Raw genomic sequence first — 14,591 nt, 5'->3', positions numbered from 1 at the left:
ATTTGAAATTACAATTTTATATTGTTTCAAGGATTCGAAGACAAAAATCGATAGATTAATAAATTGATAATATAGTAATTTAAGTGGACAGTTATCTGTCCACTTATCTTTTTCATCACTGATAGTTTTAATTTCCCAGATATACATTTATCTCATTGATATCTTTACACCCACATTTGTACACTGAATTTCTTCCATTCTCGGTGATTATCACGTTATTAAGATACGCACCTTGAACTTGATAAAACTCTATTCCTACTTCTGAACAGTCCCATATTAGAGTATTTACCGCAGATGCTTTTTTTACGTTTGTATATTCCAACCCTATGGTTCCGCACCCATATAAAACACTGTTCTCAACCCTTATATTTGAAGAATTTTCTGCATATATAACTGCTCCATTACAGGCATCATTCCAATGTCCTATAGATAAATTTCTTATAATTATATTTTCACAATCTATAAATCCAAATACCTCAAATGTTGAAGCTGCGCTTACTCTTATAGGTGTGTTTCCCGCTCCAATAATTGTGAGATTTTTAATTCCTTCAAATCTTATATTCCCATCAAAAGTATTTATTTTTTTCAAATATTCATCAACTTCAAATGGATCTATTACAATGTGATCCATAACTTTTATCACATTATTATCCTTTACTGCTTTTATAAAGTCATATCCATTCCAAACTTCTACAATATTATCGCTCTTAATTTCTTCTACCTCTTTATAGTGATTTTCTAGCTGTGAATAAAGCTCTTCCTCGTGTTTGTTTTCCTTAGCATCTTCTAAAATATATTTTATATGCTTTTCACTAATTGCATTAGTAAAATTCATAAGATATTCATTAAGCTCCTCTGAATAATTTCCACCATGTTTTTTATTTAATTCTTTAATATGTGAGATTATTTCTTTATGTTTTTCATTTTTACTAGACTTAGCATAATCATCCATTGTCTTTATATAGAGCTTGCTGATTTTTCCTCTCAATATTTTAGGTTTTATCATATCCTTAAAAATGTCCTCTATAAATTCATCATATCTACTATCTCCAGAGTCTCTAATCTCTTCCATTGAAATTATACTTTTCCATAGATTTTCTGATTTAAGGTGATTGTTTCTCAAATCCAGCGTATAATATGAATATTTCTTGTAATTCAAGTAATTTTTTATATACTGGGGATATTCTTCAGACATTAAATTCTCTATAAATTTTTCCGTTGGTGCAAACCTATAATCCTCATATTCAACTGGTTTTAGAAAGTTATCAAGGTAGATATTTAATCTTCTATCAAATGTTTCGCTAACACCTAAATGAAAATATGGTTTGCTTAAAAGCATCTTTGTCCAGTGAATATGACCATCATGAAGTTTAGGATATCTTATTCTTTCTTCTTCATAAATTTTACTGAATTCTTTTATTCTTCTTTCATATTCCTTAACTGCCACTGCTAGAAAGTATGGATCATCTGTCCCCTTATATACTATCTTCCCCATATCACTGATATAACTTACTGCTCTTTGGGATTCATCTGGCATTTTACTGTAGAATTCTTTAAGTATTTTTAATGCTTCTTCTTTTGGAACCTCTGGAATATTAAAACACTCTTTTAACTTACCTTTAAGCATTTCGTAATATTCATCACTTAAATCGTAATATCCTTTTATAATTTTATCCTCTTGTATAAATACCTTATCTATCTCAGGCCATCTAAGTTTTTGAAGTTCTATTCTCTGATTCTCATTGATTTTATGTACAGATATTTCATAATTTTTCTCAAGATTGTTTTTTATAGATATTGACGTTAATCCTTTACCTTTTTCATATGTATAAATTGCTTTATATTCTTTAAAAGTTTTTTCCCCTGAACTTACTGATTTTATTCTTATCTGCACGCTGTTCTCATCCCATCTTATAACCTTGAAATCTGCGTTAAATTTTTCTCCCTGCTCTGTTATAAAGTCGCCATTCCAACTCTCTTTTTTCTCTGCTTCTTCTTTTTTTAATATATTAATTGTTGTGTTTTGGGTAAACAGTTCAATACCTTTTTCACTAACATTATAGTAGTATGAATCAAATTTTTTCACACCTTTCTCCATGGCATCTAAATCATAACTTTCGTAAAAAAAGTATATTCCATGAAGATATTTTTTTCTTCCAAAATCCACTAATTTATCTATCTGCAACTTCCCTGACGAACTGCTTCTTTTATAGGTTGAACCTATATCATCTTCAAATATCTCTTCTAATTTTAATCTGTCTTCAGTATTTGAATTGATTTTTATTTCATCCGTTTCTCCTCTTTGATTGTTGCTTGTCTCTTCTTTATTTTCATGCTTTATATGAGTACTTGTCCTATCTTTATCGGTGTTATCTCCGTTATTGCTTGCCTCACCTTGCTCATTAAAGTGAGCACTGCTGGCATCTGTATCTGCAGCTGTAGTTCCATTGATGCTTGTCCCATCCTTCTCCCCTTGTGTTGTTCTTTGGGTAGTTTTGTTTTTCGTAGATAAATCCTCTCCACGCTTATCTAAATCATTCACTGTGCACCCAACAAGTAGTATAAGTGCCGTAACTATAGCTAATACTTTCTTATTCAAATCTCCCACTCCTCTTCTATAAGTTCTATTATTATTTGACTCTACTAGCTCCAAAATTTCACATTCACCATAAAAACAAAGATTCTTAGTATATTTTACATCTCATTTTCATCACCCATAATAACTTTACAGTATAATAAAGTATTTTAAGTTAAAATAAGGTTACATTTTAAGGGACAATTCTCAATTTGTTTTTATTTTATGTGAAATCGCGAACCCACACTCACTACTGAACATATTATAAAACGAAGAACTGTAAAGTGATGCACTCAAAGAAAACAACGCAAGGAGTTGAAAATATGAGTATTATAAGAGTTCCTCTAGACGTACCTACTATTAATGATGCTGTTTTTTTATCAGAAGCTGGAGATACTATAATTGTATGTCCTGGTGTATATAAAGAATCTGTTACCATTCCAGATGATAAACCTAAACTTAGAATCAAAGGTGACCCTAAAAACAAACCAATATTACAAGGAGTTTGCTACGATGGGGGAGAAGCTGGGTTCAATGTAGAAGCAAATGGTGTATATATTTCAAACTTTATTATTAAGGGTGGCTATACTAACGGAATCAGTATAAGCGGCAAAGATTGTACTATTGATAATTGTGAAGTATGCAATTGTTTATTTGGTATCTTTGTAACTGATGAATCCGAAGGTGGAAACCTATTCAACTGTGTAAAATGCCTCGATAATAAAGGCGATGGTATAACTGTTAATGGTGATAATTCATGTATTATTGAATGCACCTGTGAAAGAAATGGTAATCATGGTTTAACAATCTCAGGTGGAAACACTTTAGTCCTAAACTGTAATATGTCATTTAATTTGAATGATGGAATCAATATTGAACACGACTCTGGTGAATGTCTCTTCAATTTAATCATCGGCTGTACTATCAAGTGTAATTTAAATAATGGTATTAGATCTAGACTTGGTAGAACATTAATTTTGAACAACTGTATTGCTAGAAATCGAGATGACGGTATAGATATAAAAGATACAAATTTAAACTCCATTGTTAAGAACAAAATTGAATATAATTGTGGTGACGGTGTAGATATTGATGATGGTATGCTAAATAGAGTTATATTTAATAGAGTAATCTGCAATGTTGGAAATGGAGTTGCAATTGGTGACGACGGAACTGAGAATTTTGTTGATGATAATGCATTCATAACTAACAACAAGGCTGGTGTCCTTCTATTAAGAGAATCCGTAGACAATGCAGTTAGAGATAATTTCTTCGAATGTAATGACCCTAACATTAGTGCTTACCCGCCAGCAGATGAAAATAACGTCTTTGATGGAAATGTGAAAGTTAACTGTTGTTAACTTAAAAGCCCTTAGGTTGATACTAAGGGCTTAATTTTACGAGTTATTACTTATATCATTACTACTCTATTTTACTGATTTCATATCCTAAGATTAATATTCTATAAATTATTTTATCTTTTTGGGGAAAAACTACTCTTAGGAGGTAATGATATGAAATTCATATTTGCAGTTATAGCAGGTTTATGTATGACTTTTCAAGGGGTATTCAATACAAGGCTAAGTGAGAAAATCGGTTTATGGGAAACTAATGTATTTGTTCAAGGTACAGCACTAGTACTTACTTTTATTATTATGATGATCTTTGGTGATGGCAACCTAAAAGATATAACAGATGCCAAAAAACTATATTTAACCGGTGGTATATTTGGAGCCATAATTATTTTTACTGTTATGCTTAGTATAGAAGCATTGAATCCTACAATTGCTATTGGAATTATACTTATAAGTCAACTAACCTCAGCTGGTATTATTGAAGCTTTTGGTTGGTTTGGAACTGAAGCAACTCACTTTACAATATATAAGTATATTGGAGTAGGGTTAATGCTATCAGGAATAGCACTCTTTAACTTTACAAAATGATTAAATGACAAATCTCCTATTGCAAATAAGTCTATTTAATATAATAATAGACTTATAAAGCAATGGGAGGAATTTGTCGATGGATTTTAAACAGGTGGAAGCTTTTGTAAGCGTTGCAAAACATAAAAGCTTTTCAAAAGCAGCTGATCATATATTTATTTCACAACCTACAATAAGTTCACATATATCTGCGCTAGAAAAAGAATTAAAGGTTCAACTATTTGATAGGACCTCAAAAGTAGTACATCTTACCCCTGCTGGAGAATCTCTTTTAGAGTATGCAATGGATATGATAAGCTTACGTAATAATGCAATTACTAATGTAAGTAATTTTCATAATAATATAAGAGGTACTCTTACACTTTCAGCCAGTACTACACCATTTAATTCAATAGTTCCAAAACTCTTACACAACTTTCACGATAAGTATCCTGATGTTAAGTTTTCACTTAAAGAACAAGGTTCAGGTAATATAATTAAAGACATAATTAATCTGAACTGTGAAATTGGTATAGTAGGAACAAACTTTAAAAATGATAAGATATTAAGTCATAAACTTATTGATGATGAACTTGTTGTTGTTCATAATGGAGATTTTAATATACCTGAACAGGTTAAAGTTCAAGATATTATCAATCATGATTTCTTAATGCGTGAAAAAAATTCAGCTACAAGAAGAACTTTTGAAAGTGCATTAATTAATAGTGAATTAAAATCGAACAAGCTTAATATTATATGTGAAATTGATAATATCAATGCTCTACTCCAATTGGTAAAAGAAGGCCTAGGTATTACTATTGTTTCAAAACAACTGATTATAAATAGTTTTAATAATTATGGATTAAAAGTTTCAAACATTGTGGATTTAGATTTAAAACGATGTTTATATCTGGTTATAAATAGAAATAGAACTCTTACTCCTGTGGCGAAATCCTTTATTTCCATGTGTGTAGACCAATTTGATTTAAAACTGTAAATAAAGGCTTATGCTTAAAACAAATGTATAATTGATAATGTAAAATGTATAATGAAGGATGGTTCTGACTTAGGTCAGAACCTATATTTTTACTTTCTTTTCTTATGTTTTTTTGACTTTTTTAATCTCAAATTCCTTATTGCTTCATATAATAAATAGTGAAGCAATTAAAAAGGTGATAATGTGTTTTTAATCCATAGAAAAATTCATAAGGACCTGATCCCTTTATTAGAAAATAACTCTTTTAATAGTTATAGAGTTTTAATAAGATATAGTAATTTTGAAGATAAAATTATAAAAAAAATTGTAAACTCTAGAGGGACAGTTCTCAATATTATTGATTCAATAAACTGTATTTCTGCTGTCATAAAAAAACATACTCTTTACAACCTTTCGGAATATCCTTATATAAAAGAAATCTTTCCTGACAAGATGATTACTCTCAATATGAACTCATCTTATTCGAAAGGGTTAAACATAAGATTAAATTCCAGTGTAAATTTAACTGGTAAAAATACTACTATAGGAGTTTTAAGTAGTGGTGTTTACCCTCACGTGGATCTTATGAGACCACATAAGAAAGTTATTCAATTTCTTGATTTAGTGAATGGATTTAAATACCCTTATGATGATTTTGGACATGGTACTGCAATATGCGGTTTAATCTCAAGCAGTCAAGCATCTAATAAAAATAGTGTGAAAGGTTTATCTCCTGATAGCCATCTATATGTTGTTAAAGCCTTTAACTCTATAGGTAAAGGTTATCTTTCCTCTATCCTTTTCGGTATTCATATGCTTATTAATGAAAAAAATAAATATAATATAAATGTAATATGTTTGCCCTTTGAGCTTAATACTTACGATTCAAATATAATTTCACTATTTGATAAGTTATTTGAAAAAGCAAGAAATGATAATATTGTTGTAGTGGTTCCTTCTACAAGTAATGGTATAGAATATTCCTCAGTATGCGGATTTGCCCTATCTAAAAATTGCATAACAATTGGTGGTTTGCACAAAGATAATACGCCTTATGAACTAACCTCTAAATGCAATCATAAAAAACTAAAAAAACCTGATTTTTGGTTTCCATGTGTTGGCTTAAACTGTTTAAACAGTGATATAAACTATATCTCTGAACGCAGTGGTCGTAAACTATATCCAGTTAAATTAGATCGATTAAACATAACTGTAACTTCTCTTTCACTATCAAGTGCTCTTGTTTCATCACTAATTTCATTAGCATTTGATTATAATAAAGATTTTAAGTGGAATGATATTTATTCAATACTAAAATACTCATCTACTCCTAAAGATGGGCCAAAACCTGATATTCCAATTATCAATATACCTGAGTTTTTTCACTTTACCCATAAAAAAGATAATTAATTAATAATGATTATCTTGCAATAATCATTATTTACTAGTATAATTATTATATAGTATTTAATTATTATTTATAACACATAATATTTTATAGTGATTAATATTAGTAATATATATCGAGGAGTGGGATTATGATTAGTGAAAAACTTTTTAAAGAATTAAACACACAAATTACTTTTGAATTTTATTCTGCTAATTTATACTTAGCAATGGCAGCTTATTGCAGTTCTCAAGATATGGATGGTTTTGCAAACTTCTTCAGAGTACAGGCAGAAGAAGAAAGATTCCATGCTATGAAAATTTATGATTACATCAATGATATGGGTGGAAGAGTAAACATAGGAGCTATAGATCAACCTATTAATGAATATAGTTCAATGCTTGATTGTTTTGAAAAAGCATATGCTCATGAAAAGAGTGTTACTAAACGTTTTTATGATTTAATTTCTCTTGCTACTGATGAGAAGGAATTTGCCACTATAAGCTTCTTACAATGGTTCATAGATGAACAACGTGAAGAAGAGAGTACATTCAATAAGCTTATGAAGAAACTTCAGAGAAATAAAGATAATTCAGCTGGAATTTACATGATAGATACAGAATTAGCTACAAGAACTTTTGTTGTTCCTGCTAATAATAAATAAAATAAATTATTAAGAAAGCACACTTAGAAAATAAATGTTTATTTTCTAAGTGTGCTTTATCTTTTTCTAATACCTATATATGTATACTATTTTCCCAATAGCAATTCCAGTTCAACTGTTAGTTGAATCAATTCAATTTTCTAGTTATTGTTAATATAGGGATATATAGATATACTGTAATTGACCGGTCATTAAAAATTAGAGTAACCACAAGGGGGATTAAAAATGGATTTAGGAAAAAAAATAAAACAATTACGAGTAAATAAAGGTATCACTCAAGAGAAATTAGCGGATTATTTGAAAGTAAGCTTTCAAGCGGTATCTAAATGGGAACAGGGACAAACTTCACCTGATATTTCATTACTACCTAAAATCTCTACCTTTTTCGGTATTTCTATAGATGACTTGTTTACACTTAGCGATGATGCACATCTTGAACGTATTGAAAATATGCTAGAAACTCAAAAGGATCTTAATATGCAAGATGAATTATATGCTAAGAATTACTTAATAAGCTTACTTGACCACTCTGATAAAAAAGGTAAAGCATATACTTTATTAGCTGATTTGTACAACCATCGTGCAGAAAGCTATCATAATCAAGCAATTGAATATGCTAAAAAAGCTCTAGAAATTAATCCTGAACTTAAAGAAAATCATGGAGCACTTGGAAGTGCTAGTAATGTTGCATCTTTAGATTGGAATTTTGAAAATCATCATAAACTAATAGATTACTATATAGCTTTTTGTGATAAACATCCTGAACTTAGAATAAGTTATATGTGCTTAATAGAGCTTCTAATTGCTGATGGTAGATTAATTGAAGCTAAAAAATATCTTGATTTAATGAAACAAGTTGATAATACATTTAGAATCACTTGGTTTGAGGGTATGATTGAAAAAAAGGCTGGAAATCATAAAAAAGCCTTTGAGATCTTTGATAAAATGGTTGCTTCTGACCCTACTAACTGGTTAGTGTGGTCAACACGTGCCGATGAACATACCCGTGTATGTAATTACGACAAAGCAATTGAAGATAATAAAAAAGCTCTTGAATTACAACCTAAACCTAGATATATAGATGCACACGAATGCATGGCTCATATTTATAAAATTAAAGGTGATTATGAAAATGCTATAAAAATGTATGAAGGTGCCATCACTTTATTAAAAGAAGAATGGTCAATAACTTTTGGTGAATCAGTTGACAGATTGAAAAGAGAAATTAAACAGTTAGAAGAATTAATGATGTAATAAGGAGATATTCATGAAAGGTATATATACAGAAAGAATCACTGACATTAACCAAATAAATATGTTAAAAACAGTTCTAGAAACAATTAATCCATCCTTTGCATCACAAATATATATTGAACGCTTTCACGATAATGGAGAAGGTGTTGATAGGACTTATAATGTTTATAAAATAATATCAAATACGCAGACATACATTCTAAAAAAGTCAGATGACAATGAAATATCAGTTTATGAGCAATTTCTTACAGATAAAAATTTACCTGTCCCAAAACTAGAGGGATGGGCTTGTATTAATAATACGAAGTGGATATTAATAGAATATATTGATGGATCAGATTTACGAAGGTTTAATAAAAATATGGCTTATGGATGTTCTGATAGTCTTTCTCGTATTTTTAATATGTACTGGCAGAAAAACTGCTTTAAAGAGAATAAACTAGATAACCGTTTTGAAAGATACTGGACAAGAATAAATAAAAGGGCAGAGTGTCTTAAAAAAGAATTTAACTTAGCTTCTGCTTATGAAATTTTCTTGGACAGACAGTTAATATGTCCACGTACTTTATGTAATGGAGACTTTTTGCAATGTAATGCAATAGAAAATGATAAGGGCATTATATTAATAGATTGGGCATTTGCAGGTATTATGCCTTATTCATTAGATGTTGCACGATTAATAGTACATGGTTCAGAAAGATTTTTGCCATTTCCTTTTTATATGACCAATGAATATCGAAAGATTTTCCTGAAAGGATTATATGATAAATTGGTATATAAGCCTGATTACAATCAGTTTATTTGGGATGTACTACTTTCATGTCTAAATGAATGTATTGAGTTTATAGAATATGAGTTAAATAATGAATCTATTGAAAGAGATGAAGGTTTTACTTATTACTATAAAAATGCAGAGATTTTAGCTAACATTATCCTGAATGGTAAAGAACTGTTAGATATTGATAGTATGATGACATTATTTAGATAGTATTAGATTAAAATACGTAGAAAGCAGGGATAACTCATGTTATCTCTGCTTTCTTCTTATCTTAATATAAAATATAATAGAATAATCATAAATATATCATAAAAAATTAACTGCTTAAAATCATTCTTTTTAGTCTTTTTAAAAATTAATACTTTCAATACATTTAAAACAACTATAATTAGGAGTTTATGTAACATCACTTAAGTTCTTTTATACGACTATTCATAGCGTATAACGAACCTAAAATCCAAAATGGAATCATATAACTTCTAAAAATCTCAAAAATATATTTTGCATTACTACCATCTACTTCTGGAATTAGCATTCTAATTAAAAAGCATAATGCAAATATTAATTGTAATACCCCTAAATATTTCTTTAATATCACAGGTATAATGAATAATAATATTACTATTACAAACGACAAATAAATCTCCCCCTTATCATATATTTTTCATTTCATAGTGTTCTGAATTAAATTTTTTATAGAATTAATGTAACGTTTAGTTTTTATATTAATAAATTTTTATTGGAATTCTAAATTTTCAGTTAAATATATATTTTTAGTATAACAAAATTTCATTTAGACGTCCAGTCCAAGTAAATCGCTTTAACTCCAATATATATCAAGGCGAATAGTCTTGTTTCCAAACCAATATGTTCTTTATATTTAATGAAAAAAATAACATTTTTTATTTTTTTTTTATTTATTTCTATATTTAGACATTATTTTTTATAAAGATGTGATAATATATTTATTGTTGCGACATGTAAAAAAAAATTTTTATACAAGATCTTGTACAAAACTTGGAGGAAATTTAGATATGAAGAAAATAATATCGTTTTTATTATTAGGATTAATGATCATATCATTAAATTGTAATGTTGTTTATGCACAAAATTTAAGAAAATCAAAGAATCCTACAGAGCAAGAAATAAGAGATTATTTGAAGGACTATTATGAAAATAGTAAGAATAAAAAAAATAAAAATACGCCTAAAAGTAGAAATACATCAGATGAAGAAATACTAAAAATACAAGACTTTATAACTTATCAAAAAAACTTAAATGAGAATAATATATTAATGAGTTTAGGATCACCACTTGTTCCTGATATAGTACATGATCCTATACCTACTAGTTTATTTACGGGCAAAACTGAATTTAGTAATAAAGCAGTTGTAGGCGACAATTTTGCTTATGTGGCTGATAGAATAGGCTACGCAGGTGGAACTGCTACAATGATAACATCTATTGCGTTTTTTGATAAAGCTTTAAATGTAGGATATGAAACTCTTGAAAATGGGACAGGTACATGGGTAGATTGTCAATTTACGTATGTAGACAGTTATGTGATAGCGTATAACACATATGATGAAACCTATATGGTACTAGCTGGTGGAAAACCTGTGGAAAATTTAACAATTGCTGTAGGTTCTACAGACCCATCTTCTCTTGTATATTATGTAAGAGGGGTTATATATGGAACAGATCCATCATTTTTTGGAGTAAAGAATGTAGCATGTGCATTTCTAGCTAGATTCCCTCTCACTTCTGCAACATATTATGCATTTCAAGAATTGACTAACAACATAACAAATTCTTATGATCTAGATGCTGATAAAATGACTTCTCAAGAGAAAATTTTCCCTTCGACACTAGAGGGACAACAGAACTCTTATTCTTTAAATGAACCTGTATATTCAGTTGGATTAAATTTTAAATCTCGTATACTTGATAGATCAGATCAATATGCGTTAACAAAAGTTAAATTTAATAAATATTTGTCAAAGTCAAAGATTGTAATTTATATTAAAGCCGGCTATTAATATTAAACTATCTTTCTAGATTACTTACAATATATAATAAAATACTGGTAACATAATAAATACTATAATTATTTAGTAATATAGTATTAAAAATGAGAAGGTGTTAAAATGTTATTTTTAAACATATTAATTTATACAACATTCATAGGTATTGGACTACTAGCCATATTGAAACCCGAATTTGTATGTTCATGGAAATATAGGAATGTCGTTCCAAGTGATATTGCAGTTGATTTGACAAAGGCTATGGGTGTGTGTGTCATTTTGATTTGTATAATATGTATAATATTGAAAGTTAATATTGTAGCTGCTATGGAACGCTAATTGTTCTTCTGAATTTATCAATATGTATATTTTAATTTAACCACAAAAATAATTTAAATAATCAATCAAGGTGATATTCTATAATACACATAGAATATCACCTTAAACACACAACCCCAATCAAATCTGCTTAATAAAACCTATTTCTGGGTCTATTTATAGAGTTACAATATATTATCTAACTCTATTGTCTATCTTTCAACAATTCTCTTCTCAACCTATCCAATATCATCTTTGTTGTTCTTTCTCTAACTTTCATTCTATTTCCATTTAATCTTATTTCCTGGGAAAATACTCTCCCTCTATAATAGAATCCTAAATAAACCAGTCCAACAGGTTTTTCTGGTGTTCCCCCTCCTGGTCCTGCAATTCCCGTAGTAGATAATCCTATATCACAATTAGCAGTCTCTGCTATGCCTTTAGCCATTTCCTCAGCAACCTGATGACTTACAGCTCCGTATTTATCTAACGTTTCTTTTCTAACATTTAACCTATTCATCTTAGCTTCATTACTGTAAGTTACGCATCCTTCCATAAATACTGATGATGCCCCAGGGTGATTAACCAGCTTTGCACTAATCATTCCACCTGTACACGACTCTGCTGTTGCTATTTTAAGTCCTTTCTCTTCAAGTAAACTGCATATTACTCCTTCTAATGTATCATCGTTACATCCATAAATATTATCTCCAAGAATAACCCTTACCTCTTGCTCCATCTTTTCTATCTTCTCAAGTGCTTCTTCTTCACTTGAAGTTTTACATGTTATTCTTAAATGAACCTCTGCTCCTTTTGCATATGGTGCAATAGTTGGATTTGTTTGGTTATCAATAATTTCTGATAGCATTTCCTCAATTTTTGATTCCCCTATTCCCATAACCTTGAGAGTTTTAGATACTATAACCTCATTCGTTTTTTCACTCAAATAAGGTACTACTCCATTCTGATACATCAAGGTCATCTCATTAGGTGGTCCTGGTAAAACAATGCATACCTTTCCTTCCTCTTCTAATATCATCCCAGGTGCTGTCCCATTATCATTTTTAAGTATTATTGCACCTTCTGGAAAATATGCTTGCCTCTCATTATTCTTTGTCATTGTTCTATTAATACGTTTAAAATATTTCTCTATTTCATCCATACATCCTTGATTGAATACCATTTCTCTATTAAAGAACTCTCCAATAGTCTGCTTTGATAAGTCATCTTGAGTAGGCCCTAACCCTCCAGTTGTAATAACCATATCAGCTCTTGAATATGCTATCTCTAAAGCTTTCTTTAACCTCTCCGGATTATCCCCTACAACTGTATGGTAATACACACTAACCCCAGCATTAGCTAACTGCTCAGATAGATACTGAGCATTTGTATTTACAATATTACCAAGTAATAATTCAGTTCCAATACATAAAATCTCTGCCTTCATTTATATCCCTCCACATCTTAATACTTATTGCACGAATTTTAATGCATCTTTGTCCATAATCTCATGATTTTCAATAATTTTTTAATTTCTCGGAGAGAAATATCCTACGTTTTACATTTTACATTCTCCATTTTACATTACGCTTTTATCAATATCCTTCTTTCATATCAACCTTATTAATAACCTCTAGTCCCTCTTTATATCTTCTAAGGTTCTCAATTATCCCTTCAAATCTTCTCTCATTTCTCATTTCAGACAACCAACTATTATGAGGAGATATTATTACATTTTCTAAATTCCATAATTCATTTTCTGCTGGTAAAGGCTCTTCATAGAATACATCTAATGCTGCCCCTTTTATCTTGCCATTCTTTAAATTTTTAATTAAATCCTTTTCATTTATTATCATACCTCTTGATACATTAATAAAGAAAACTCCATCTTTCATCTTAGAAATGAAATCATTATTAATTAACTCATGAGTTTTTTCTGTATATGGAAGTGTACAGATTACAATATCACATTTTCCTATGACCTTATGCGCCTCTTCTAAAGGATAACATAAGTCCATATTATCAACTATTCTTCCATTTGTATTAAAGCCTATTATCTCTGCTCCAAATCCTTGAAGCCTTTTAGCTCCCTCTTGTGCTAATGTCCCTGTTCCAAGAAAACCTACCTTTTTCCCGTATACTTCTAAACAACCTTTATTCATCTTCCATTTTTTATTTTCTTGTTGTCTAAAAAGCTTATAAGTATTCTTCATTAAGTTGAGTATACTCATCACAATCCATTCACCAATGGGTATGCTATATCCCCCTTTATTGTTGCTCACAACAGTATTCTTATTCAGCTTATTTAAAGGAATTTGATCTGTGCCTGTACTAGATAATTGTATTAATTTAAGATTGTCTAATTTACTTATATCTAAATTTTTGAAAGGATTATAACATACAAGTACCTCAATACCTTTAAGTTCTTCTTCATTGAATTCCGTATCTTCTCTTTGATGTACAATTTCATACCCCATAGCTTTAATCAAATTAAACTTTTCTTCTCCATAGTCATGAGTGAACAATACCTTTGTCATAATAATCACCTCATTCAATAAAATCTTATATAGAGATTCCAAGTTAAAACTAAATTTATACACACTCAAAACTCATAGGAACGCTGCGATTTTGAATATGTATAAATAAAGTTTAACTATGGATTCTCTATAACTTAACTCCTGTTAGAAAGAGTA

12 protein-coding genes are annotated in these 14,591 nt (G+C 29.5%); 8 read left to right on the top strand and 4 right to left on the bottom strand.

Going from position 1 to position 14,591, the window contains the following annotated elements:
- Positions 1-127 precede the first annotated feature (127 nt).
- Positions 128-2,599: a hypothetical protein gene (locus tag OW730_RS02680; RefSeq protein WP_271227552.1), complete on the bottom strand. Its 2,472-nt coding sequence runs from the start codon at positions 2,597-2,599 to the stop codon at positions 128-130.
- A 299-nt stretch (positions 2,600-2,898) separates the two neighbouring features.
- Between OW730_RS02680 and OW730_RS02675 the strand changes: the two genes are divergently transcribed.
- From OW730_RS02675 to OW730_RS02645, 7 genes are all read left to right on the top strand, one after another.
- On the top strand, positions 2,899-3,936 hold the full coding sequence (locus OW730_RS02675; protein WP_271227551.1) for a right-handed parallel beta-helix repeat-containing protein: 1,038 nt from the start codon (positions 2,899-2,901) through the stop codon (positions 3,934-3,936).
- A gap of 153 nt (positions 3,937-4,089) precedes the next feature.
- Positions 4,090-4,518: a DMT family transporter gene (locus OW730_RS02670; RefSeq protein WP_271227550.1), complete on the top strand. Its 429-nt coding sequence runs from the start codon at positions 4,090-4,092 to the stop codon at positions 4,516-4,518.
- 79 nt (positions 4,519-4,597) lie between these two features.
- Complete coding sequence (locus OW730_RS02665; RefSeq protein WP_271227549.1) at positions 4,598-5,494, top strand: selenium metabolism-associated LysR family transcriptional regulator; 897 nt, start codon at positions 4,598-4,600, stop codon at positions 5,492-5,494.
- A gap of 183 nt (positions 5,495-5,677) precedes the next feature.
- A complete protein-coding gene (locus OW730_RS02660; protein WP_271227548.1) occupies positions 5,678-6,883 on the top strand; it encodes a S8 family serine peptidase in 1,206 nt (401 codons plus the stop codon).
- A gap of 128 nt (positions 6,884-7,011) precedes the next feature.
- Positions 7,012-7,524, top strand: coding sequence for a ferritin (locus tag OW730_RS02655; RefSeq protein WP_271227547.1), 513 nt, complete (start codon positions 7,012-7,014; stop codon positions 7,522-7,524).
- Between the two features lie 225 nt (positions 7,525-7,749).
- Positions 7,750-8,778, top strand: a complete 1,029-nt coding sequence (locus OW730_RS02650) for a helix-turn-helix domain-containing protein (protein WP_271227546.1) — start codon at positions 7,750-7,752, stop codon at positions 8,776-8,778.
- A 13-nt stretch (positions 8,779-8,791) separates the two neighbouring features.
- A complete protein-coding gene (locus OW730_RS02645) occupies positions 8,792-9,766 on the top strand; it encodes a phosphotransferase (protein ID WP_271227545.1) in 975 nt (324 codons plus the stop codon).
- Between the two features lie 196 nt (positions 9,767-9,962).
- Here the strand turns inward: OW730_RS02645 and OW730_RS02640 are convergent, their stop codons facing one another.
- Positions 9,963-10,193, bottom strand: a complete 231-nt coding sequence (locus OW730_RS02640) for a hypothetical protein (protein WP_271227544.1) — start codon at positions 10,191-10,193, stop codon at positions 9,963-9,965.
- A gap of 397 nt (positions 10,194-10,590) precedes the next feature.
- On the opposite strand from OW730_RS02640, the gene OW730_RS02635 reads away from it, so the two are divergent.
- Complete coding sequence (locus OW730_RS02635; RefSeq protein WP_271227543.1) at positions 10,591-11,595, top strand: hypothetical protein; 1,005 nt, start codon at positions 10,591-10,593, stop codon at positions 11,593-11,595.
- Between the two features lie 508 nt (positions 11,596-12,103).
- On the opposite strand, the gene OW730_RS02630 is transcribed toward OW730_RS02635, so the two are convergent.
- Together OW730_RS02630 and OW730_RS02625 are read right to left on the bottom strand one after the other, a co-directional pair.
- Positions 12,104-13,345 carry a competence/damage-inducible protein A gene (locus OW730_RS02630; RefSeq protein WP_271227542.1) on the bottom strand — a complete coding sequence of 414 codons (1,242 nt, stop codon included), beginning with the start codon at positions 13,343-13,345 and terminating at the stop codon, positions 12,104-12,106.
- 148 nt (positions 13,346-13,493) lie between these two features.
- Positions 13,494-14,435, bottom strand: coding sequence for a phosphoglycerate dehydrogenase (locus tag OW730_RS02625; RefSeq protein ID WP_333781256.1), 942 nt, complete (start codon positions 14,433-14,435; stop codon positions 13,494-13,496).
- Between the last annotated feature and the right edge of the window lie 156 nt (positions 14,436-14,591).

It is taken from the genome of Oceanirhabdus sp. W0125-5 (assembly GCF_027938815.1).
Classification (GTDB): domain Bacteria; phylum Bacillota; class Clostridia; order Clostridiales; family Clostridiaceae; genus Oceanirhabdus.
The sequence above is the reverse complement of the archived record's forward strand: the minus strand, read 5'-3'. Positions and strand labels throughout refer to the sequence as shown.

Coding starts and splice junctions, on each gene's coding strand:
- OW730_RS02675 (WP_271227551.1), top strand. CDS start 2,899: ATGAGTATTATAAGAGTTCCTCTAGACGTACCTACTATTAATGATGCT.
- OW730_RS02670 (WP_271227550.1), top strand. CDS start 4,090: ATGAAATTCATATTTGCAGTTATAGCAGGTTTATGTATGACTTTTCAA.
- OW730_RS02665 (WP_271227549.1), top strand. CDS start 4,598: ATGGATTTTAAACAGGTGGAAGCTTTTGTAAGCGTTGCAAAACATAAA.
- OW730_RS02655 (WP_271227547.1), top strand. CDS start 7,012: ATGATTAGTGAAAAACTTTTTAAAGAATTAAACACACAAATTACTTTT.
- OW730_RS02650 (WP_271227546.1), top strand. CDS start 7,750: ATGGATTTAGGAAAAAAAATAAAACAATTACGAGTAAATAAAGGTATC.
- OW730_RS02645 (WP_271227545.1), top strand. CDS start 8,792: ATGAAAGGTATATATACAGAAAGAATCACTGACATTAACCAAATAAAT.
- OW730_RS02635 (WP_271227543.1), top strand. CDS start 10,591: ATGAAGAAAATAATATCGTTTTTATTATTAGGATTAATGATCATATCA.
- OW730_RS02630 (WP_271227542.1), bottom strand. CDS start 13,345: ATGAAGGCAGAGATTTTATGTATTGGAACTGAATTATTACTTGGTAAT.
- OW730_RS02625 (WP_333781256.1), bottom strand. CDS start 14,435: ATGACAAAGGTATTGTTCACTCATGACTATGGAGAAGAAAAGTTTAAT.